Raw genomic sequence first — 20,085 nt, 5'->3', positions numbered from 1 at the left:
ATCAATTTAACTCCAACTGACTAATTAACTCTTTTCCGTAATCGCTATTTGCCGTGAAGGTGATTTCTCTTGCGTCTCCGACATATCGAAGTTCAATATCCAAGTCAGCAGCGGGCAATATGCCTTGACCTTTTTCTGGCCACTCCACCAAACAGATAGCATCGTCTGAGAAGTAATCGCGAATGCCCATAAACTCAAGCTCTTCTGGATCCGCTAGACGATACAAATCAAAATGGTATACGTTCCAACCTTCTAGTTGGTATGGTTCAACCAAGGTATAGGTCGGGCTTTTCACATTGCCTTGGTGACCAAGACTTTGAATAAAACCACGACTGAAGGTGGTCTTCCCTGCCCCAAGGTCACCGTGCAAATAGATCGTTGTCTGTTTTGAACAGAGATTCGCTAATTTAGTTCCAATTAAAATGGTTGCTGATTCATCTGCTAAGGAAAATTTTTTAGTACTCATCACATTTTTCTCTGAGTGGTGCCTTTGAGAGCCGAAATAGTAAACTGTGTCGCTTTTCACAGACAAGTGATCTTCTGTAAGTAATCAGAAAATTTACCATTATTTTCAATTTATCCCTACTGTGAAAGTACAAAATAGTCGTCGAAAGTTTATACAAAGCGACTCAGTACAATTCGACAGAAATGGATCATTGCTTTTTTAGCGTTCATACTTGGGTCGCGTTGCATTTGAGTATAGAATACGCGTCCTTTTCTACTTGGGTAATCGTGATGGACTTAAACAAGCTTGCCAGCGACATTAAAGTTTGGGCGCAAGAACTCGGTTTCCAGAAGGCTGGTATCAGTGATATCGATCTTCTCGATCAAGAGGCGCAGCTTAAACAGTGGCTAGAAGCAGGTTATCACGGTGACATGGCTTGGATGGAAACCCATCAAGACCTGCGTATTCACCCAGAGAGACTGCACCCTAACACCTGTCGAATCATCAGCGTGAGAATGGACTATCTTCCTGAAGAGGCTGGATTTGCATCCAACTTAGAGAACCAACACGCTGGTTATATCAGTCGCTACGCCTTAGGGCGCGATTACCACAAGCTTATCCGTAACAAACTCAAGAAGCTGGGACAACGAATAGAAAAGGAAGTCGCTGAACTTGGCTATCGACCTTTTGTTGACTCTGCACCAGTACTTGAACGTCCCATTGCAGAAAAAGCTGGTTTAGGTTGGACAGGTAAACATTCACTACTCCTCGATAAAGACGCTGGCTCTTGGTTTTTCCTCGGTGAGCTGTTTATCGATCTACCGCTTCCTGTCGACTCCCCAGTTGAGAACCAATGTGGTAAATGCACCGCATGCATCACGTCATGTCCTACGGGCGCTATTCTTGAAAATGGCGTTATTGATGCAAGACGCTGTATCTCTTATCTCACCATCGAATATAAAGGGGTAATACCCGAATCTCTTCGTTCTGCAATAGGCAATCGCATTTATGGTTGTGATGACTGCCAATTGGTGTGCCCTTGGAACCGTTTTGCTGAGTTGGGTCAACAAGCTGACTTTCAAAGACGCCAAGCATTCAAAGATACTGATCTGTGTATTTTACTCGATTGGGATGAAGCAACGTTCCTAAAAAATATGGAAGGCTCAGCGATTCGCCGTATTGGCCATGAACAATGGCAACGCAACATCATTATCGCGATAGGTAATGCTCCGTTTGCTCAACGTTACCTCGAAGCCCTAGAGCGAGCTCAGAAGCAATCAGAGCTGCTTGATGAGCACATCCAGTGGGCGCTCGAACAACAAATGAAGCAAATGCCTAACTCAACGGGTAGCACATTAAGCACTAAAAACCAGCGCCTAATTCGCATTGTCCAAAAGGGTCTGCCCCGAGACGCCTAGTCGCCCATGGACTCAGAAAATCAAATTAATTTTCTTGACTAACATCCCAAAACTGAATTTGTGGAAAAACTACATTTTCATCGACAGTTAGTCGTTGAGAAATCAGGTTAAACACAGATTGAATATATGACCAGGATCAAATAAATGTCACTTGATGATCATTTACCTGTCAAGTGAAAAGTAAAAATAAAATAACATAATCAATATAAAACAATGACTTACGATATTTTTGCTAATGAATTGCAACGCTATATTGATGTAAAGATCTTTCAGGTTTCAGTCTTCACACTCGTTCAAAAACAATTTATCAACCAACTTATCCACAAAAAGATAATGTGGATAACTCTGTTAATTTAACTGTAACTGACCCTCAGCTAAGGCAATAGCCTGCTGCTTTGGCGGTGTGCAAAGAATAGAATACACAGCAAAAAATTCGACGATGTTACTTTGCAATATCGACGATGATTTGGCTTTAAATTTTAGGGAGTGATGCTTCTCAGCATTAGGAAAGAGCGTGCGGTGATGGGACTAAGTTTCTCAACTTTGCTATCTCTTCGAGATGACCGCGTCTTTATCCACTTCAGGGGAGAAATGGAGCGACACACGAGGTTCCCGATTTTCATGAGAAAGGCGTGACCTCAACCTTGTCAAGGTTGCGCTCTACCAACTGAGCTAGTGTCGCATTTTATCATTGTTAAGCACAATGAGAGCTATCAAATTGGAGCGACACACGAGGTTCGAACTCGTGACCTCAACCTTGGCAAGGTTGCGCTCTACCAACTGAGCTAGTGTCGCATTTTGTCACTGTTAAGCACAATGAGAGCTATAAAATTGGAGCGACGCGACCAGCTAGGGCACGAGGTTCCTCGTGTGCTGTTTCGTCTTTCCTAAATTTGGAGCGACACACGAGGTTCGAACTCGTGACCTCAACCTTGGCAAGGTTGCGCTCTACCAACTGAGCTAGTGTCGCATTTTGTCACCGTTAAGTACGATGAAGACTATTTATTTGGAGCGACACACGAGGTTCGAACTCGTGACCTCAACCTTGGCAAGGTTGCGCTCTACCAACTGAGCTAGTGTCGCATATCAACAGCAAACGCTATTGATTAAATTTGGTTGCGGGGGCCGGATTTGAACCGACGACCTTCGGGTTATGAGCCCGACGAGCTACCAAGCTGCTCCACCCCGCGTCCGTATTGTGTCACCGTTGAGTACGATGAAGACTATCTATTTGGAGCGACACACGAGGTTCGAACTCGTGACCTCAACCTTGGCAAGGTTGCGCTCTACCAACTGAGCTAGTGTCGCATATCAACAGCAAACGCTATTGATTAAATTTGGTTGCGGGGGCCGGATTTGAACCGACGACCTTCGGGTTATGAGCCCGACGAGCTACCAAGCTGCTCCACCCCGCGTCCGTATTGTATCACCGTTAAGTACCGTGAGAACTTTCAAACTGGAGCGACACACGAGGTTCGAACTCGTGACCTCAACCTTGGCAAGGTTGCGCTCTACCAACTGAGCTAGTGTCGCATATCAACAGCAAACGCTATTGATTAAATTTGGTTGCGGGGGCCGGATTTGAACCGACGACCTTCGGGTTATGAGCCCGACGAGCTACCAAGCTGCTCCACCCCGCGTCCGTATTGTGTCACCGTTGAGTACGATGAAGACTATCTATTTGGAGCGACACACGAGGTTCGAACTCGTGACCTCAACCTTGGCAAGGTTGCGCTCTACCAACTGAGCTAGTGTCGCATATCAACAGCAAACGCTATTGATTAAATTTGGTTGCGGGGGCCGGATTTGAACCGACGACCTTCGGGTTATGAGCCCGACGAGCTACCAAGCTGCTCCACCCCGCGTCCGTATTGTATCACCGTTAAGTACCGTGAGAACTTTCAAACTGGAGCGACACACGAGGTTCGAACTCGTGACCTCAACCTTGGCAAGGTTGCGCTCTACCAACTGAGCTAGTGTCGCTTTATGAACGTCTTTCGTTGTTCAGGGCTGCGAATTATAAGAGCATTTTTTTGTGATGCAAGTCCTTATCAGTAAAAAAATGATCTTTTTTTTCGTTTGATGAAAAAGCACACAATTTTTCGATACTTTTCCACCTATCGCAACCCAAAGTCCTTGTTTTTAACAAGTATTCAACGATCAAATCTTGAAAATAGTTTCACGATAGAACTTGAGTTCCGCAATCGACTCACGAATGTCATCCAAAGCTAGGTGCGTGCCCTGTTTAGAAAAACCATCCAAAACCTCCGGTTTCCAGCGACGAGTCAGTTCCTTAATCGTGCTCACATCGACATAGCGATAGTGGAAGTATTGCTCTAGCTCCGGCATATGCTTGTATAGGAAACGGCGATCTTGACCAATACTATTACCACAAATAGGCGACTTACCCTTAGGCACCCACTTCTCCAAAAACGCGATAGTCTCACGAATGGCACTTTCTTCATTGTGCTCACTCGCTTGAACACGTGCCACCAGCCCGCTTGCTGTATGGGTATTCGTGCACCAATCATCCATTTTCGCTAGTTCAGCTTCTGGTTGATGGATGGCAATTACCGGTCCTTCAGCCAAGATATTCAACTCGCTATCGGTCACAATGCTCGCGATCTCGATGATTTTGTGTGTCTCAGGATCCAGTCCAGTCATCTCTAGATCGACCCAGATCAAATTGTCATCGCTGAAAGACATAACGCCCTCGTCTATTTGTTTTCTGTCAAAAGAGGTACTATACCGAAATTAAATTCAGTAACCAAAATGGTTTGATGCGATTCGCATCAATGAAATATCGTGGCGAAAAAGAAAAAACTGACCAAAGGTCAAGTGCGTCGAGTACGCAGCAACCAAAAGAAGAAACTAGCGAAAGAAGAAACCATCCAATGGGATGAAACCATGCTTGGCAGCGTTAAGCAGGGGCTAGTGATCACTCGATTCGGCCAACACGCAGATATCGAAAACTTAGAGACAAAAGAAATCCACCGCTGTAACTTGCGCCGTGGTATTGAGTCTTTGGTGTCTGGTGATCGCGTAAAATGGCGCATTGGCCTGGAATCAATGCATGGTATCTCCGGCGTTGTCGAAGCAGTAGAGCCAAGAACATCCATGCTAACGCGCCCGGATTATTACGATGGTCTGAAGCCTGTCGCCGCTAACGTTGACCAAATGGTGATTGTGTCTGCGGTTGTACCTGAGCTTTCGTTGAATATCATCGATCGCTACCTCATCGCCTCAGAAACACTGCAAATTGCGCCACTGGTGGTGCTGAACAAAATCGACTTGATACCAGAACAAGAGCGTGAAGCGTTTTATCAGCTTCTCGATGTGTATAAGAACATCGGCTATAAGGTGCTTTTGGTCAGTAAGGAATCAGGTGAAGGTATTGCCGAGCTGGAAGCGCACCTCAAAGACAAGATCAACATCTTCGTTGGGCAATCTGGCGTAGGTAAATCCAGTTTGGTTAATGCACTGATGCCAGAGCTCGATGTAGAAGAAGGCGCGGTCTCCGAAAACTCAGGCTTAGGTCAGCACACAACAACAGCTGCAAGACTGTACCACTTCCCATCTGGCGGTGATTTAATTGATTCGCCAGGGGTACGTGAGTTTGGTCTTTGGCACTTGGAGCCTAGTGAAGTCACTGAAGCTTTTGTCGAATTCAAACCATATCTTGGTGGCTGTAAGTTCCGTGACTGTAAGCATCTAGACGACCCAGGCTGTCTGCTGCGTGAAGCCGTGGAAGAGGGGAAAATCGATCCGGTACGATTTGATAACTACCACCGCATCATCGATAGCATGGGTGAAGGTAAAGCCAACCGCCAGTACTCACGCAATAAGAAAGCCGATCTGTAATTTTTAGAGCGCTCTCTATTTCTTAGAGATAGTCGGACGGGTTTAACACTCTGTCCGTGTGCTTGTCACAATTTGCTGACATTTGAAGCGATTTCCATTAGTATCTCGCGCCCTGAAGTAATATCAATCAATTAACGTTGGAATTTTAGACAATGGATAAGATTAAAGTTGGACTGCAATACTGGATACCTCAACACGGCCTTACGCGCCTAGTAGGTAAACTGGCATCAGCAAAAGCTGGCGGTCTAACAACAGCGATCATTCGTTGGTTTATCAAGCAATATAACGTCAACATGGACGAAGCGCTGCATAGCGATCCAAAACACTTCAAAACGTTTAACGAGTTTTTCGTTCGTGAATTAAAGCCGGGCATGCGCCCTATCGCTGAGGGCGAGTCTGTCATAGCTCACCCAGCCGATGCCTGTGTAAGCCAATTTGGTCCAATTACCGAAGGCAAGCTGATTCAAGCGAAAAACCATGACTACACCGCACAAGAGCTATTAGGTGGCAGCGCTGAGCTTGCAGCCGAGTTCGCCGAAGGTGAATTTGCGACTCTGTACCTATCGCCACGTGACTACCACCGTGTTCACATGCCGTGTGATGGTACGCTACGCCAAATGATTTACGTGCCGGGTGACCTGTTTTCTGTAAACCCACTCACTGCTGAAAACGTGCCAAACCTATTTGCGCGTAACGAACGTGTAGTTTGCATCTTCGATACCGAGTTTGGTCCTATGGCGCAGGTACTTGTTGGTGCGACCATTGTCGGTGCCATCGAACTCGTTTGGGCTGGTACAGTGACCCCACCACGTGGCAACACGGTACACACTTGGGACTACCCTGCCGAAGGGGATAAAGCTGTCTCCTTCAAAAAAGGCGAAGAGATGGGCCGCTTTAAGCTTGGTTCTACAGTGATCAACCTGTTCGCTAAAGACAGCATTCGTTTCGATGACAGTATGGAAAATAATGCACCAACGGTGATGGGTACGCCATACGCTCACGCAGTAACCCCTGCAGAACACGCCGACTCTGAAGGCGAATCTAGCAGCGAAGCTTAACCCAACAAAACGGCGCTAAGGCGCCGTTTTTTATTACCACCGCTCCATCCACCAGCACCATCTCATCACCCGTTAGCGCATTGAATGTTGACGCAAAACAAAACACACTCCAAATCTTCCCTCGACTTTTCAAAACTTTAACACCTGTCCAAGACCCGGATGCGTTTATATTTTAACCTATGCGGCAACCTCACTTATAACCTTGGTGCCGCGCCCATGCCAAAGATGAATAACGGGACTCTAATCAGGCTACTGATCTGCTTTTTAGTGCCCTTTGGCGTCTTAATGATGCCAATCGATTGGATCCCTATCGATGACCTCACTCTCATCCAACACCGTTTGTTGGCCATTTTCCTACTAGCGGCACTGCTTTGGGTGCTTGAACCTGTTCCCGTTTTTGCCACTTCTATACTGATCATCGCGCTTGAGTTAGTGATGATTTCAGATAAAGGGCTGCACTTATTCCGAACGCCACCCGCAGGTCATGATATCGGTGAACTCTTGGTATACACCGACATCTTTAGCGCCTTCTCTTCCCCTATCATCATATTATTTATGGGTGGTTTTGCTCTGGCAATTGCCGCTTCCAAGTATGAACTCGACAACAATTTAGCTCGGGTGCTGCTACGCCCGTTTGGTAATCAGCCACGCTTTATTATGCTGGGCCTGATGCTGATTACCGCTGTATTCTCGATGTTTATGTCCAATACGGCTACCACTGTAATGATGTTGGCGTTACTTGGCCCCATCGTGGCATCGGCGCCCAAGGGTGACCTTGGTATAAAAGCCTTGGTGCTTTGTATTCCTATCGCTGCCAATACCGGGGGTATTGCGACCCCTATTGGTACCCCTCCCAATGCGATTGCCTTGCAATACCTAACAGGTGAGAACAGCATCGACTTCCTGCAATGGATGATGATGGGTCTGCCATTTGTGATCATTCAACTGACCATTGCTTGGTTTTTGCTGCAAAAACTGTTTCCCTCTTCAGAAAACAAAATGGTGCTTAAGCTCGAAGGCCAGTTCCAACGCAACTGGCGAGCCATAGTGGTGTATGCAACCTTTGCCGCGACCATATTACTGTGGATGACGACCAAACTGCATGGCATGAACACGTATGTGGTCTCTATTATTCCGCTCGCAGTCTTTACGCTCACTGGCATCATGGGCAAAGAAGAGCTGAAACTGATCAACTGGGATGTCTTGTGGCTGGTTGCCGGTGGTATAGCGATTGGTATTGGCCTAGACAAAACGGGCCTAGCCGAAGCGCTGGCCCACGCTATTGACTATGAATCGTTATCACCCGTGGCCGTGGTGATTACCTTGTCCATTGTCTGCTGGTTAATGGCAAACTTCATGTCTAACACCGCAACTGCCAACTTATTGATGCCGATTGCGGCTGCTATTGGCGCTTCTATGGAAAGCTTAGCGGCTATAGGAGGCCTACAAGGCCTATTGGTTGTTGTCGCGTTCTCAGCTTCACTCGGGATGATTCTACCCGTATCGACCCCACCTAACTCACTGGCCTATTCGACTGGACTGATTGAAAGTAAGGATATGGCGAAAACCGGGCTTATCATCGGTATTATTGGCCTAGTTATCGTCTACGTCGCCATGTTGATCTTTACCTAGCGATAAAAATGAAATCCTCTTGCTCGAGTAAGAGGATTTCAATTGCACTTTCCAAACTCGCATAGTAAAACCTAGTTAAATCATCAAATAATCACTGGTGCTCACAGCAGCGAGCACAGTACAAGGACTAGGGATAGCAATGGGATTTGAATGGCTGGCACTGATCGCCGCTTTTTTGTGGGCGGTTTCTAGTATTATCTCGGTCAAGCCTGCCAAACACCTTGGTTCGTTTTCCTACAGCCGCTGGAGAATGGGCTGCACCGCACTGATACTCTCTTCTATGGCCTTAGTCACTGGCGGCTGGGCGAGCGTGAAATATGTTCACGTCACCCCAATGATGCTCTCTGGACTCATAGGTATCTTCATCGGTGACACCGCACTGTTCGCATGTTTGAATCGTATGGGACCTAGACAAGCAGGCTTACTGTTTTCTTGCCACGCCGTGTTCTCCGCGGTGTTAGGTTATTTCCTGTTTTCAGAAACCATGTCACCACTGGAACTTATTGGCTCGGCATTGGTATTCTCTGGAGTTGTCACCGCCATCTTTTTTGGGCGCAAAGGTTTGAGCAACAGCAAAACAACCGAGCTTGAAACTATCAAAGGCAATGTTTGGTTTGGCGTCGGACTCGGCATCACTGCGGCACTGTGTCAGGCATTAGGTGGGATTATTGCAAAACCCGTCATGCAGACTCAGATAGATCCTGTAGCCGCATCAGCAATCCGTATGATCACTGCGTTTATCGCCCATAGCCTATTCCTATTCACCGGCGCTCGACACGCCAAGAGTTTGAATCCCATCAACTGGTCTATTTTTGGTATTACTGCACTCAATGGCTTCCTGGCGATGGCGGTGGGGATGACCTTAATCTTGTTTGCTTTGCAGACAGGAAACGTGGGTATGGTCGCTCTGCTTTCCTCCACCACCCCAATTATGGTTCTGCCCCTACTTTGGATTTATACCAAGCAGAGGCCGAACAAGTATGCCTGGCTGGGTGCCGCGCTTGCCGTCATCGGCACCAGCATCTTGGTAAGCTAATTTTGAACAGCAGACGTAAAACGTCGCTAGGTTATCACTAGGCTCTTGGTTCTCATTAGGCTCTAGGGAACGGAAAAGCGACAACCTCGTCAATGTGGGTCGCGCCAAGGGCAAGCATGATCAGTCTATCAATGCCCAACGCCACACCTGCGCAAGCAGGCAGCCCCGCTCTCAGAGCCTCAATTAAGTGATAATCAATCGGTTGAGGCGCTAGCCCCATCTGCTCTCGTTTATGGTTATCTTGTTCAAAACGCGCTAATTGTTCTTCTGGATTATCCAGCTCGTGGAAACCGTTCGCCAGTTCAATACCTTTAAAATAAACTTCAAAGCGGTCTGCCACGCGCTCGTCATTTGGATTGACCTTAGCGAGCGCAGCTTGTGAGGCAGGAAAATCGTACACAAAAGCTGGCGCATCGCTACCAATTTGAGTCTCAACACCCATGCTAAATAGTAGCTGCAGTAGCGTATCGCGATCTTGTTCTTGGTCCGCGATATCGCTAAGCCCTAGGGGGACGGCTACACTTCGCAGCGCAGGCATGTCAGCCGTCAAAGGACAAACGCCAAGATGAGTCAGAAACGCCTGCTGATAGGTCATACGCTCAGCCTGATGACAACCAAGCACCATCATCAGTAATTCATCCATCTCATCCATTAACTGATGATGATCAAACCCGACTCGATACCACTCTAGCATCGTGAACTCAGGATTGTGGTGACGACCACTCTCTTCATTACGAAATGCCTTGTTGATCTGATAGATAGAGCCACTGCCTGCCGCGAGTAGTCGCTTCATGTGAAACTCGGGACTGGTCATAAAGTACAACTGACGACCATCAGCGTATCCTGGGCCTACAAACTCGGTTTTAAAGGTGTGCAAATGCACATCAGTCACCGTGGCATGGCTCATCGCTGGAGTATCAACTTCCATTACCTCTCTTGACTGGAAAAAGCGACGAATGGATTGAATTAGCTCCGCTCGTTTTCTTAGTAACGCCATAGGTGCCGTGGGCTGCCACTGTTTGGAAATCATTATCATGCTCATTAGTTAATGTTATTAAACATTGTAAGGGCACTCTCAAAACTTCTCAATCACGCGTGATGTTAATCACACATCATAGAAATACTATGCCTCGCCATGCATTACCGAAGCAAAAACCTAACTCAATCAATTTTTTTGCTATGTCGGTTATCTACACTGGTTGCCCAAATAAATGCTTTTAAGCAATTAATTATAACTCGCGAGCAAAGCTCGCTCACACACACTGGAGGATAACTGTGAAAACAATTACCACAGATATCGCAGTCATCGGCGCAGGCGGCGCTGGTCTTCGTACTGCCATTGCAGCAGCAGAAGCTAACCCAGAAATGGAAGTAGCGCTGATCTCTAAAGTCTATCCTATGCGCTCACACACCGTGGCCGCAGAAGGTGGCTCTGCAGCTGTAATTAAGGATGAAGATAGCCTAGATAACCACTTCAACGATACCGTTGGCGGTGGTGACTGGCTTTGTGAACAGGATGTTGTTGAATATTTCGTTGAAAATGCCACACGTGAAATGATCCAAATGGAACAATGGGGTTGTCCATGGAGCCGTAAAGAAAACGGTGAAGTGAACGTCCGTCGTTTCGGTGGAATGAAAGTAGAACGCACATGGTTTGCGGCCGATAAGACCGGTTTCCATATGCTACACACGCTATTCCAAACGTCGATGAAGTACGAGCAAATCAAACGCTTTGATGAATACTTTGTCGTAGACCTTCTTGTGGTTGAAGGCGAAGTTCAAGGCCTGATTGCGATTCATATGTCTGAGGGCGAGCTTGTCACAATCAAAGCAAAATCCGTTGTCCTAGCCACGGGCGGCGCAGGTCGTGTGTATCACTGTAATACCAACGGCGGCATCGTGACCGGTGACGGCATGGCGATGGCATATCGCCACGGTGTACCACTGCGTGATATGGAGTTTGTTCAGTACCACCCAACCGGTCTTCCAGGCACAGGTATCCTGATGACTGAAGGTTGTCGTGGTGAAGGCGGTATCATCGTCAACAAGAACGGCTACCGTTACCTACAAGACTATGGCATGGGCCCGGAAACCCCCGTTGGCCAGCCGAAAAACAAATACATGGAACTGGGTCCTCGCGACAAAGTTTCTCAAGCATTCTGGCATGAGCAGCAAAAAGGCAACACCATTAAGCACCCACTGGGTGATGTGGTACACCTTGACCTTCGCCACCTTGGTGAAGAGTACTTACAAGAGCGTCTACCGTTTATCTGTGAACTAGCGAAAGCTTATGTCAACGTCGACCCTGCAAAAGAGCCAATCCCAATTCGTCCAACCGTGCACTACACCATGGGTGGTATCGAAACTAACGGCAGTTGCGAAACTCGTATTCAAGGTCTGTTCGCTGTTGGTGAATGTGCGTCCGTCGGTCTTCACGGTGCTAACCGTCTAGGTTCTAACTCACTGGCTGAGTTTGTGGTCTTCGGTCGTGTTGCTGGTGAGCATGCGGTTGAGCGTGCTAAAGCGTTCAAAGGCTGGGATGACAGCGCTATCGAAGAGCAAGTCAAAGCAGTGGAAGCACGCATTGCTGCCCTAATGAATCAAGAAGGCGATGAAAACTGGGCCGACATCCGTACTGAAATGGGTCACACCATGGAAGCGGGCTGTGGTATCTACCGCCAAGAAGATCTGATGCAAGCGACGCTTGAAAAGATCGCCGAGCTAAAACAGCGCTACAAGAAAATCAGCATCAAAGACAAAGGGAAAGTGTTCAACACAGACCTTCTGTACGCCATTGAAGTGGGTTACGGCCTAGAAGTCGCTGAAGCCATGGTTCACTCCGCTATCTTGCGTAAAGAGTCTCGCGGTGCCCACCAGCGTTTAGATGATGGTTGTACCGAACGTGATGATGTGAACTTCCTAAAGCACTCGCTTGCCTTCTTTAACGAAGACAGTGCACCAAGCATTGACTACGGCAACGTCACCATCACTAAGTCGCAGCCTAAAGCGCGTCTATACGGTGAAGCTGCTGAAAAAGCGGCAGCAGAAGAAGCAGCGAAACAAGCCAACAAAGATCAAAATGCGGAGGAGCAAGCATAATGTCAGCAAACCGTATTCAGAAAGTGGAAATCCTGCGCTACGATCCAGAGAAAGACGCAGAACCGTATTTCCAAACCTTCGAAGTACCGTTCGATGAGACCATGTCTGTGCTCGATGCGATTGGTTACATCAAAGACCACTTAGACAAAGACCTGTCTTACCGCTGGTCTTGCCGTATGGCGATTTGTGGCTCTTGCGGCATCATGGTGAACGGCGTGCCAAAACTGGCGTGTAAGAGCTTCCTTCGTGATCACCAAAATGGCCTGAAGATTGAGCCTCTTGCGAACTTCCCAATCGAGAAAGACTTGATTGTCGACATGACGCCGTTTATCGAGCGCCTAGAAGCCATCAAGCCATACATCATTGGTAACGACCGTAAGCCAGAAGATGGCACCAACATCCAAACACCTGAGCAGATGGCGAAGTACAAGCAGTTTGCTGGTTGTATCAACTGTGGCCTTTGCTACGCGGCATGTCCTCAGTTTGGTTTAAACCCTGAGTTCATCGGTCCTGCAGCACTGACACTGGCGCATCGTTATAACCTCGACAGCCGTGACAATGGTGCGGCTGAACGTATGAAAATGATCAACGGTGAGAACGGCGCATGGGGCTGTACGTTCGTCGGTTACTGCTCTGAAGTGTGTCCGAAGAACGTTGACCCTGCTGCTGCGGTAAACCAAGGCAAAGTGGCGTCTTCACAAGACTTCGTTATTGCAATGTTGAAACCACAGGAGGCATAGAATGAGTAACAGAAAACCTTATGTTCGTGAAATGAAGCGAACTTGGTGGAAAGATCACCCATTTTATCGCTTCTACATGCTACGCGAAGCAACCGTACTGCCGCTAATTCTATTCACCATCTTCCTGACCTTTGGTTTAGGTTCGCTAGTGAAAGGCCCTGAAGCTTGGCAAGGCTGGCTGGACTTTATGGCTAACCCAATTGTTATCGCGATCAACATCGTGGCGCTTGCGGGAAGCCTGCTCCACGCACAAACCTTCTTCAGCATGATGCCACAGGTAATGCCAATCAAACTGAAAGGCAAACCGGTTGAGAAGAAGACCATTGTTCTTGCTCAGTGGGCGGCGGTTGCCGCTATCTCACTAGTTGTTCTCATCATTGTATAAGGAGTGAATCGTGATTAATCAAAACCCAAAACGCTCTGACGAACCAGTATGGTGGGGATTGTTTGGTGCAGGCGGTACATGGTTTGCCATGATCACCCCTGTGACTGTACTTGTGCTGGGCATCCTAGTACCAATGGGCATTATCAGCCCAGAAGCGATGAGCTATGACCGTGTGGCTGATTTTGCGACCAGCATTATTGGTGCCCTGTTTATCATTGCGACGCTAGCACTGCCAATGTGGCATGCCATGCACCGCCTACACCACGGTATGCACGATCTTAAGATCCATGCGGGTGTGGTTGGTAAGATTGCTTGCTACTTCTTTGCTGCGCTAATCAGTGCACTGTCGATTATCTTCATCTTTATGATCTAATCGCCAAGTAAAGATAAGGCCGAGGAGCGCTCAGCTCATCGGCCTTTTTTATATTTGCTGTTTTCGTATTTACTGCTCAGGCACCAACTGCTTGGTCTGGTTCATCAGCCCTAAAGCGCCAAAACCGGTAATCACATCAAGGTTGGTTGTCAAACCCTGCTCTTGCCCACCACCGATGTAGTTTTGCGGCATTTGCACCTGAAAGTTAGTTAAGTTGTTATACAGCGAGTTCGCCACATCACGATTCAACTCAGCCAAGTACACCTCGTGATTGGCACCCAATGCGGCGTATTTCGCTTTCAGTACCTCAGCTTCTGCGCGACCTTTTTCCAAAATCGCCTTGGCTTCAAACTCTGCTGACAACGCATTGGCTTTTTGAATCGCTAGGTTAGCCTCTGCAATGGCTAGCTCTTTCTCTTTATCTACCTCAGCCAGACGCTTGGTTTTCTCAACTTCTACGATTTCCCGCTCGGCAATCTGTCTAGCAACTTCAACTTCTTTTTGCTGCGAAATGATCGCCAACTCTTTCTGACGCTGCGCATCTTGAACTTCACGCGTACGTTGGATCTCTTTACGCAGTTGCTCCGTCTCGGCTTGAGCCTTTGACGTTTCTTGCTCTTGGATAGCGCGAATACGATCGGCAACCAAACGTTTTTTGTCGGCAAGTAACTGATCAAGCTGTTTTTCCGGTTGCGGGTCGCCAATCGTCACTTGAGTCACCTGAATACCGTATTGCTGCAATGGGTTATCTTGACGTATCGGCTGACCCGTAGAGTCTGCAACAGGCACCGTTTTCCAGACTAACTGTTTAGTTCTCTGCAACTGATTAGCATTCGATTGATCGACCCCAACAGGAGCCAGATCCATTTCCTCCACTTCAACCTGTCTACGCTCTGTCAGGTAAATACCTTCACGTAACTGATCGCCAAGCTTAGACTTGAACTGGTTAAGGCCACCTTGGAAGAACTCTTCACCCGTGTATTGAGTTGCGGTAATGACCGTTACGTTGCGAGCATTTTTAACCAGAAGAGCATCAATTAAGTTACTGTTATTTCGAAACTCTCGATGCATTTTCTTCATCGCTTCAGGATCGTTACTGAGCTTGAATCGAAACGTAACGGGTATCTGCCCTATGTAGGTGTCAGCAAATCGAACTTGAACCGGATCTTGCGCTTGAAGCCGCTGGTACAAATTCTCTTCAATACTATTACCGAAAGACACCGTGATGACTTGGTCGTACTTAGTGATCTTCGATAGGAAAGGCATCCGAAAGTGAATTCCCGGCTCAGTGAAGACATCCAATTCACCTGTTAAGTTATTTTGATGGACATAACTGTAGCCAGCATCTGTCATTAACACCGAACTGTTCACTGTCAGTCCCACTGCCAGAATGGGCACGGTATAGACCATTGTTTTGAGCGCACTGTGCAACCACTTACGGCGCTCGGTTAGTTTCAGACTCTCTCCTATTCCACGACTTTCCATGTGTTTCTCCTGTTTGTTGTCGTTGCGAAAATTTGGCTTCAAGATTATGCAACTCATTGACAACTTGGTTAATGTATCAAAATGTTAATCACTACAAAAATCGAATAATTCGCTTATATAACAAGGAATAGCCGACGTAATTAACAAATGAGAAACTTGCGAGTCACTAGACACCAAAAGGACTGCTTTAAGGTCAGTGTGACTCAGTGAGCATCTGGACACACTCATACATTGTCAGCATCACGCTATCGATAAAATTATCAGCAATTAATAACAACAAGAGATGTAACAATGAAAAAGTCTATTTGCGCACTCCTGATTTCCAGTGCGCTGTTTGGGTGTGGATCTACCGTCACAATGGAAAAGTCACTGGCGGTATCAGAGCAGCCTGAATTACTGCTTAAAACCGATGGTACTTTTTGGGGCTTTGGTCCTGAAGGCACCTTCGATATCGCGGGTCGCTACCACGGTAAATACTCGCGCAGCGCTTCGACTAGCTCTTGGTTTAATACCATCAATACCAAAGAGGGAGAGATGGTTGCTGAGGTGACACGTAATGACAATGGCGACACTTGGACGCTGGTGTGCAGCGGCGGTGGCACCAGCGTCGATATTGGCAGTTTCTCATTTGGCGGTAATGACCCGTATATTTGCCAAATCAGTGAGGCTGGTAAGAGTGTTGGCGAATACAAGATGGAGCGTAAATCAGAAGCCATCAGCTTATCGAGCGCCAAAAAAGAACAAGGTTTTATCCGCTTGGATAGCACTCACTTTAACGTTGCTTCCGTGCACGATGGTGAGGGGCTCATGATGAGTGTTGATAATCCGCTGGGATACAGCTTTAGTCGCGGTAGTGTCGAAGTCGCGGCTGCGCAAACCAATGGCAGCATCACGCTACAAACTTTAGCGGGCCTGCCAGAAACTGAAATGGACACACTCGCGCTAGGCACGGTTGCCAGTGCGCTTAGCTGGCGTCCTGAAGAGTAGCTCCAGCTTCCAGATCAAATACAAAAAAGGTCGCCATTTGGCGACCTTTTAAATTCTTCATTTTAAGTTGATTACTTAACGCGACCTACGTATTCCGCAGTACGAGTATCAACTTTGATCACTTCACCAATCTGGATGAATAGTGGTACACGTACCACTGCACCAGTTGTTAGTGTCGCAGGCTTACCACCAGTACCTTGTGTGTCACCTTTCAGACCTGGATCCGTTTCTGTTACTTCTAGCTCAACAAAGTTAGGCGGAGTCACAGTAATTGGGTTACCATTCCAAAGAGTAATCATACAAGTGTTGTTTTCTACCAACCATTTCGCGTTATCGCCAACCGCTTTAACGTCTGCAGCGATTTGTTCGAATGTTTCGCTGTTCATAAAGTGGTAGAATTCACCGTCTGTGTATAGGTAGTCTAGGTCGATGTCCATCACGTCAGCAACTTCAACAGTTTCGCCAGACTTGAAGGTTTTCTCTAGAACTTTACCAGACAGTAGCTTACGAATTTTAACGCGGTTGAACGCTTGACCTTTACCTGGCTTCACGTATTCGTTTTCTAGAATTACGCAAGGCTCGTTGTCCAGCATTAGTTTAAGACCGCCTTTAAATTCATTGGTGCTAACAGTAGCCATTGTATCCTCTTAGTGTTCTTCGAGTTAAATTTAATGTCGCCTATCATAACCCGAAATCTTGTTTCTGTTGAGCAAAACTGGCTCAAACAGCTATCGAATGCGATCTCAGACCCTTACAAACTGCTTGAGCAGTTAGAAATTGAGGCGACCCCTTGGGAAAACGGACTTAAAGCAAGACGTTTGTTTCCCATGCGCGTTCCTCAAAGCTTTGTCGATCGCATGGAAAAAGGCAACCCGCACGATCCTTTGCTAAGACAGGTTCTGCCTCTAAGCCAGGAGTTTGAAGTCCATGATGGCTATTCAGAAGATCCTCTCGAAGAGCAAGACAACGCCGTACCGGGTTTACTACACAAATACCGCAATCGTGCTTTGATGATTGTAAAAGGTGGCTGTGCAGTGAACTGTCGCTACTGCTTCCGTCGCCATTTTCCGTACGACGAAAACAAAGGCGGTAAAACCAACTGGCAGCAAGCGCTCGATTACATCACGTCGAAACCAGAAATTGATGAGCTCATCTTATCTGGCGGCGATCCATTGATGGCCAAAGATGCGGAGCTTGCTTGGCTAATTGAACGAGCTGAACAAATCCCACACCTCAAAACGCTTCGCATTCATTCTCGCCTTCCAGTCGTGATACCCGCGCGCATTACCGCACAGCTTTGTGACATGCTAGCAAACGCTCGTCTCAACACTGTGCTGGTCACTCACATCAACCATGCTAACGAGATAGATAATGAGCTCAAGCTGGCGATGGCGCGTATTAAAGCCAGCGGTACGACACTTCTCAACCAAGGCGTGCTACTCAAAGGAGTCAACGATAGCGTTGAGGCTCAGGTCGATCTCAGCCACACGCTGTTTGATACTGGTATTCTGCCGTACTACCTTCACGTGCTCGATAAGGTACAAGGTGCAGCGCATTTCTACATCAGTGATGAACAAGCTAAAGCAATTATTCAAGGGTTGATCGCTCGAGTGTCTGGCTATCTTGTGCCTAAGCTCACTCGAGAAGAAGGCGGCAAGGCGAGTAAAACGCCACTAGATTTGCACCTCGAGTAATTTTTTCCGTCTCGATAAAATGATTTTGTTCGATCAGGCGGTCTTTTAGTCAGATACTGCGCTTTTTAGGAGGCAACGTGGAACTGACACAACTACTCGATATGGGGCCGTTCTCATGGCAAGCTTTGGGAGCTTGTGTCCTTAATGGCGCCCTTGTTGGCCTTGAACGCCAGACTCGCGGTAAGCCGGTAGGTATTCGCACCGCGATCTTAATCGTGTCGGGCACTTACCTATTTATGTCCATGGCGGTCTCGCTATCCCCCAACACGCTGGATCAAGCACGAGTACTCGGCCAAATCATTACTGGGGTTGGCTTTTTAGGCGCTGGGGTGATGATGACTCAAGATGGCAAGATCCACGGTGTGACGTCAGCGGCCGTGATCTGGGTACTGGCTGGTCTCGGTATGATGATAGGTCTAGGGCATCACAAAGAGTCGGTGATCCTGACTGTTTTAGCACTCACCGTGCTGCTTGGTGTCGATAAGATAGAAAGCAGTTTTAAGAGCCTGCGCCGCGGCGTACACCAAACCATGCAAAACCGCAGTCGAATGCGCAAATAAAAAGGTTCATCGCGGATTAGCGGGAGCTGAAAACAAAAACGGTAGTTAATGGTATGGTTACATCGCCAAACACAACCTGCCAAAAACTACCGTTTTCATGTCGAATAATACTTTCCTATCTTCCTTCTGGGAAGGCTTTGAAGTCATAAAGTCCCACAAAACTGACTCCTTAATTACAATCACCTTGAAGCCTGACTCTACCGCTCACTGCCAATGCGGTCGCTCATCCGACTCTATTCATGACTACCAATGGCGAGTGCTAAAAGAAACAATGATGTTCGATATTCCTGTTGAGCTTTTGGTACAAACTCGACGGATAAACTGTCCTGACTGTGGCGTAAAAACGGAAGCTATACCATGGGTTGCACCATATGCTCGAATCACAAATCGCTTGAAGGGCTATATTGAAAAGTTACTGCCCCTATTGCCTATCAAGCATATCTCCGAGCTGACCGGAGTGCATTGGCATACGATTAAAGAAATTGATAAACAACGTCTTAAGCGAGTTGTGCCAACGGTGCCTTGGAGTGATTTGCGTCAACTTGTTATGGACGAGTTCGCCATCTTCAAGGGGCACAGATATGCGACGGTCATTGCTGATGCTCAAACACACCAAGTGCTTTGGATTGGCATAGGCCGAAGCCGAAAGGACATTCGCCCATTCTTTGAAGAGCTCGGCGACAATGCCGTCAACATTGAAGTTGTGGCAATGGATATGAACACAGCTTTTGACCTTGAAGTGCAGGCGCATTGCCCAAATGCTCGTATTGTCTATGACATGTTTCATGTTGTAGCCAAGTTCGGTCGAGAGGTCATGGATAGGGTTCGTGTAGACCAAGCAAATCAATTAAAAACGGACAAGAAAGCACGTCGTTGGATAAAACGTTCCCGTTGGGTGCTTCTGAAAAACCGAGAGAACTTGAACGTAAAACAACAGAGTTATCTTGATGAAATACTCTCAATCAACCGAGACCTCATGATCACTCATCTGCTTGGAGCTCAACTCAAGGAACTTTGGCATTGTGACTCAGAGGAGCACGCTAAAGGTTTATGGGAAGTATGGTGGCAGCAGGTGAATGAAAGTGGCATACAACCTCTTATTAATTTTGCTAGAAAGCTCAAACCTTACCTTCACGGAATAGTGGCATCAGCTTCATACCATCTGAATACTTGCACCTTGGAAGGTATCAATAACAAGATAAAACTCATCAAGCGAATGGGTTATGGTTACCGAGACACGGACTACTTCTTTCTAAAGATTAAAGCGGCCTTCCCCGGAAAGCCGCGATGAACCAATAAAAAGCCCTGCTCA

General features: G+C 47.2%; 18 protein-coding genes and 12 tRNA genes. 13 read left to right on the top strand and 17 right to left on the bottom strand.

What is annotated here, in order from left to right; genetic code table 11:
- Nucleotide 1: 1 nt before the first annotated feature.
- Nucleotides 2-466, bottom strand: coding sequence for a tRNA (adenosine(37)-N6)-threonylcarbamoyltransferase complex ATPase subunit type 1 TsaE (tsaE, locus tag AAA946_RS01485; RefSeq protein ID WP_338163357.1), 465 nt, complete (start codon nucleotides 464-466; stop codon nucleotides 2-4).
- A 269-nt stretch (nucleotides 467-735) separates the two neighbouring features.
- On the opposite strand from tsaE, the gene queG reads away from it, so the two are divergent.
- A complete protein-coding gene (gene queG, locus AAA946_RS01480; RefSeq protein ID WP_338163356.1) occupies nucleotides 736-1,863 on the top strand; it encodes a tRNA epoxyqueuosine(34) reductase QueG in 1,128 nt (375 codons plus the stop codon).
- Nucleotides 1,864-2,455: 592 nt separating this feature from the next.
- Here queG and AAA946_RS01475 read toward each other — a convergent pair.
- From AAA946_RS01475 to orn, 13 genes are all read right to left on the bottom strand, one after another.
- Nucleotides 2,456-2,545: transfer RNA gene (locus AAA946_RS01475), tRNA-Val, on the bottom strand.
- Nucleotides 2,546-2,582: 37 nt separating this feature from the next.
- Nucleotides 2,583-2,658 (bottom strand) — tRNA-Gly (locus tag AAA946_RS01470).
- Nucleotides 2,659-2,757: 99 nt separating this feature from the next.
- Nucleotides 2,758-2,833, bottom strand: a tRNA-Gly gene (locus tag AAA946_RS01465).
- A gap of 37 nt (nucleotides 2,834-2,870) precedes the next feature.
- Nucleotides 2,871-2,946 (bottom strand) — tRNA-Gly (locus AAA946_RS01460).
- Between the two features lie 30 nt (nucleotides 2,947-2,976).
- Nucleotides 2,977-3,053 (bottom strand) — tRNA-Met (locus AAA946_RS01455).
- A 42-nt stretch (nucleotides 3,054-3,095) separates the two neighbouring features.
- Nucleotides 3,096-3,171, bottom strand: a tRNA-Gly gene (locus tag AAA946_RS01450).
- A gap of 30 nt (nucleotides 3,172-3,201) precedes the next feature.
- Nucleotides 3,202-3,278 (bottom strand) — tRNA-Met (locus tag AAA946_RS01445).
- A gap of 42 nt (nucleotides 3,279-3,320) precedes the next feature.
- Nucleotides 3,321-3,396, bottom strand: a tRNA-Gly gene (locus tag AAA946_RS01440).
- Nucleotides 3,397-3,426: 30 nt separating this feature from the next.
- A tRNA-Met gene (locus tag AAA946_RS01435) sits at nucleotides 3,427-3,503 on the bottom strand.
- A gap of 42 nt (nucleotides 3,504-3,545) precedes the next feature.
- Nucleotides 3,546-3,621 (bottom strand) — tRNA-Gly (locus AAA946_RS01430).
- 30 nt (nucleotides 3,622-3,651) lie between these two features.
- Nucleotides 3,652-3,728 (bottom strand) — tRNA-Met (locus AAA946_RS01425).
- A gap of 42 nt (nucleotides 3,729-3,770) precedes the next feature.
- A tRNA-Gly gene (locus AAA946_RS01420) sits at nucleotides 3,771-3,846 on the bottom strand.
- Nucleotides 3,847-4,023: 177 nt separating this feature from the next.
- Entirely contained in the window at nucleotides 4,024-4,569 is a 546-nt protein-coding gene (gene orn / locus AAA946_RS01415; RefSeq protein ID WP_338163355.1) for an oligoribonuclease, read from the bottom strand.
- A 99-nt stretch (nucleotides 4,570-4,668) separates the two neighbouring features.
- On the opposite strand from orn, the gene rsgA reads away from it, so the two are divergent.
- From rsgA to AAA946_RS01395, 4 genes are all read left to right on the top strand, one after another.
- Entirely contained in the window at nucleotides 4,669-5,724 is a 1,056-nt protein-coding gene (rsgA, locus tag AAA946_RS01410) for a small ribosomal subunit biogenesis GTPase RsgA (RefSeq protein ID WP_338163354.1), read from the top strand.
- A 152-nt stretch (nucleotides 5,725-5,876) separates the two neighbouring features.
- A complete protein-coding gene (gene asd / locus AAA946_RS01405) occupies nucleotides 5,877-6,782 on the top strand; it encodes an archaetidylserine decarboxylase (protein WP_338163353.1) in 906 nt (301 codons plus the stop codon).
- A 216-nt stretch (nucleotides 6,783-6,998) separates the two neighbouring features.
- On the top strand, nucleotides 6,999-8,414 hold the full coding sequence (locus AAA946_RS01400) for an SLC13 family permease (RefSeq protein ID WP_338163352.1): 1,416 nt from the start codon (nucleotides 6,999-7,001) through the stop codon (nucleotides 8,412-8,414).
- A gap of 139 nt (nucleotides 8,415-8,553) precedes the next feature.
- On the top strand, nucleotides 8,554-9,450 hold the full coding sequence (locus tag AAA946_RS01395; protein WP_338163351.1) for a DMT family transporter: 897 nt from the start codon (nucleotides 8,554-8,556) through the stop codon (nucleotides 9,448-9,450).
- 55 nt (nucleotides 9,451-9,505) lie between these two features.
- Here the strand turns inward: AAA946_RS01395 and epmA are convergent, their stop codons facing one another.
- On the bottom strand, nucleotides 9,506-10,480 hold the full coding sequence (gene epmA, locus AAA946_RS01390; protein ID WP_445206045.1) for an elongation factor P--(R)-beta-lysine ligase: 975 nt from the start codon (nucleotides 10,478-10,480) through the stop codon (nucleotides 9,506-9,508).
- Between the two features lie 245 nt (nucleotides 10,481-10,725).
- Here epmA and frdA point away from each other — a divergent pair, with 245 nt between their 5' ends.
- From frdA to frdD, 4 genes are read left to right on the top strand one after another with little or no spacing between them, the layout of a single operon-like run.
- The gene (gene frdA, locus AAA946_RS01385) at nucleotides 10,726-12,549 is read left to right on the top strand and encodes a fumarate reductase (quinol) flavoprotein subunit (RefSeq protein ID WP_338163350.1); all 1,824 of its coding nucleotides are present in this window, start codon (nucleotides 10,726-10,728) and stop codon (nucleotides 12,547-12,549) included.
- Nucleotides 12,549-13,289, top strand: coding sequence for a succinate dehydrogenase/fumarate reductase iron-sulfur subunit (locus AAA946_RS01380; protein WP_042478869.1), 741 nt, complete (start codon nucleotides 12,549-12,551; stop codon nucleotides 13,287-13,289). Before frdA ends, AAA946_RS01380 begins: the two co-directional genes overlap by 1 nt.
- Nucleotide 13,290: 1 nt before the next feature.
- Nucleotides 13,291-13,674, top strand: coding sequence for a fumarate reductase subunit FrdC (gene frdC / locus AAA946_RS01375; protein ID WP_338163349.1), 384 nt, complete (start codon nucleotides 13,291-13,293; stop codon nucleotides 13,672-13,674).
- Nucleotides 13,675-13,684: 10 nt separating this feature from the next.
- A complete protein-coding gene (frdD, locus tag AAA946_RS01370) occupies nucleotides 13,685-14,047 on the top strand; it encodes a fumarate reductase subunit FrdD (RefSeq protein ID WP_445206044.1) in 363 nt (120 codons plus the stop codon).
- 69 nt (nucleotides 14,048-14,116) lie between these two features.
- On the opposite strand, the gene AAA946_RS01365 is transcribed toward frdD, so the two are convergent.
- Entirely contained in the window at nucleotides 14,117-15,532 is a 1,416-nt protein-coding gene (locus tag AAA946_RS01365; RefSeq protein WP_338163348.1) for an SPFH domain-containing protein, read from the bottom strand.
- A 291-nt stretch (nucleotides 15,533-15,823) separates the two neighbouring features.
- Here AAA946_RS01365 and AAA946_RS01360 point away from each other — a divergent pair, with 291 nt between their 5' ends.
- Complete coding sequence (locus tag AAA946_RS01360) at nucleotides 15,824-16,519, top strand: hypothetical protein (RefSeq protein WP_338163347.1); 696 nt, start codon at nucleotides 15,824-15,826, stop codon at nucleotides 16,517-16,519.
- A gap of 71 nt (nucleotides 16,520-16,590) precedes the next feature.
- Here AAA946_RS01360 and efp read toward each other — a convergent pair whose 3' ends face one another.
- A complete protein-coding gene (efp, locus tag AAA946_RS01355) occupies nucleotides 16,591-17,157 on the bottom strand; it encodes an elongation factor P (protein WP_042478865.1) in 567 nt (188 codons plus the stop codon).
- A 33-nt stretch (nucleotides 17,158-17,190) separates the two neighbouring features.
- Here efp and epmB point away from each other — a divergent pair, with 33 nt between their 5' ends.
- From epmB to AAA946_RS01340, 3 genes are all read left to right on the top strand, one after another.
- Nucleotides 17,191-18,213 (top strand): EF-P beta-lysylation protein EpmB, encoded by a 1,023-nt coding sequence (gene epmB / locus AAA946_RS01350; RefSeq protein ID WP_338163346.1) that lies wholly within the window; start codon nucleotides 17,191-17,193, stop codon nucleotides 18,211-18,213.
- A 101-nt stretch (nucleotides 18,214-18,314) separates the two neighbouring features.
- Entirely contained in the window at nucleotides 18,315-18,773 is a 459-nt protein-coding gene (locus AAA946_RS01345; protein ID WP_338165745.1) for an MgtC/SapB family protein, read from the top strand.
- A gap of 97 nt (nucleotides 18,774-18,870) precedes the next feature.
- Nucleotides 18,871-20,064 carry an ISL3 family transposase gene (locus tag AAA946_RS01340; protein ID WP_338163345.1) on the top strand — a complete coding sequence of 398 codons (1,194 nt, stop codon included), beginning with the start codon at nucleotides 18,871-18,873 and terminating at the stop codon, nucleotides 20,062-20,064.
- The last annotated feature ends 21 nt before the right edge of the window (nucleotides 20,065-20,085 follow it).

Source organism: Vibrio sp. 10N, assembly GCF_036245475.1.
Taxonomy (GTDB): Bacteria; Pseudomonadota; Gammaproteobacteria; order Enterobacterales; family Vibrionaceae; genus Vibrio.
This window is presented reverse-complemented; position numbering and strand designations above follow the sequence as displayed.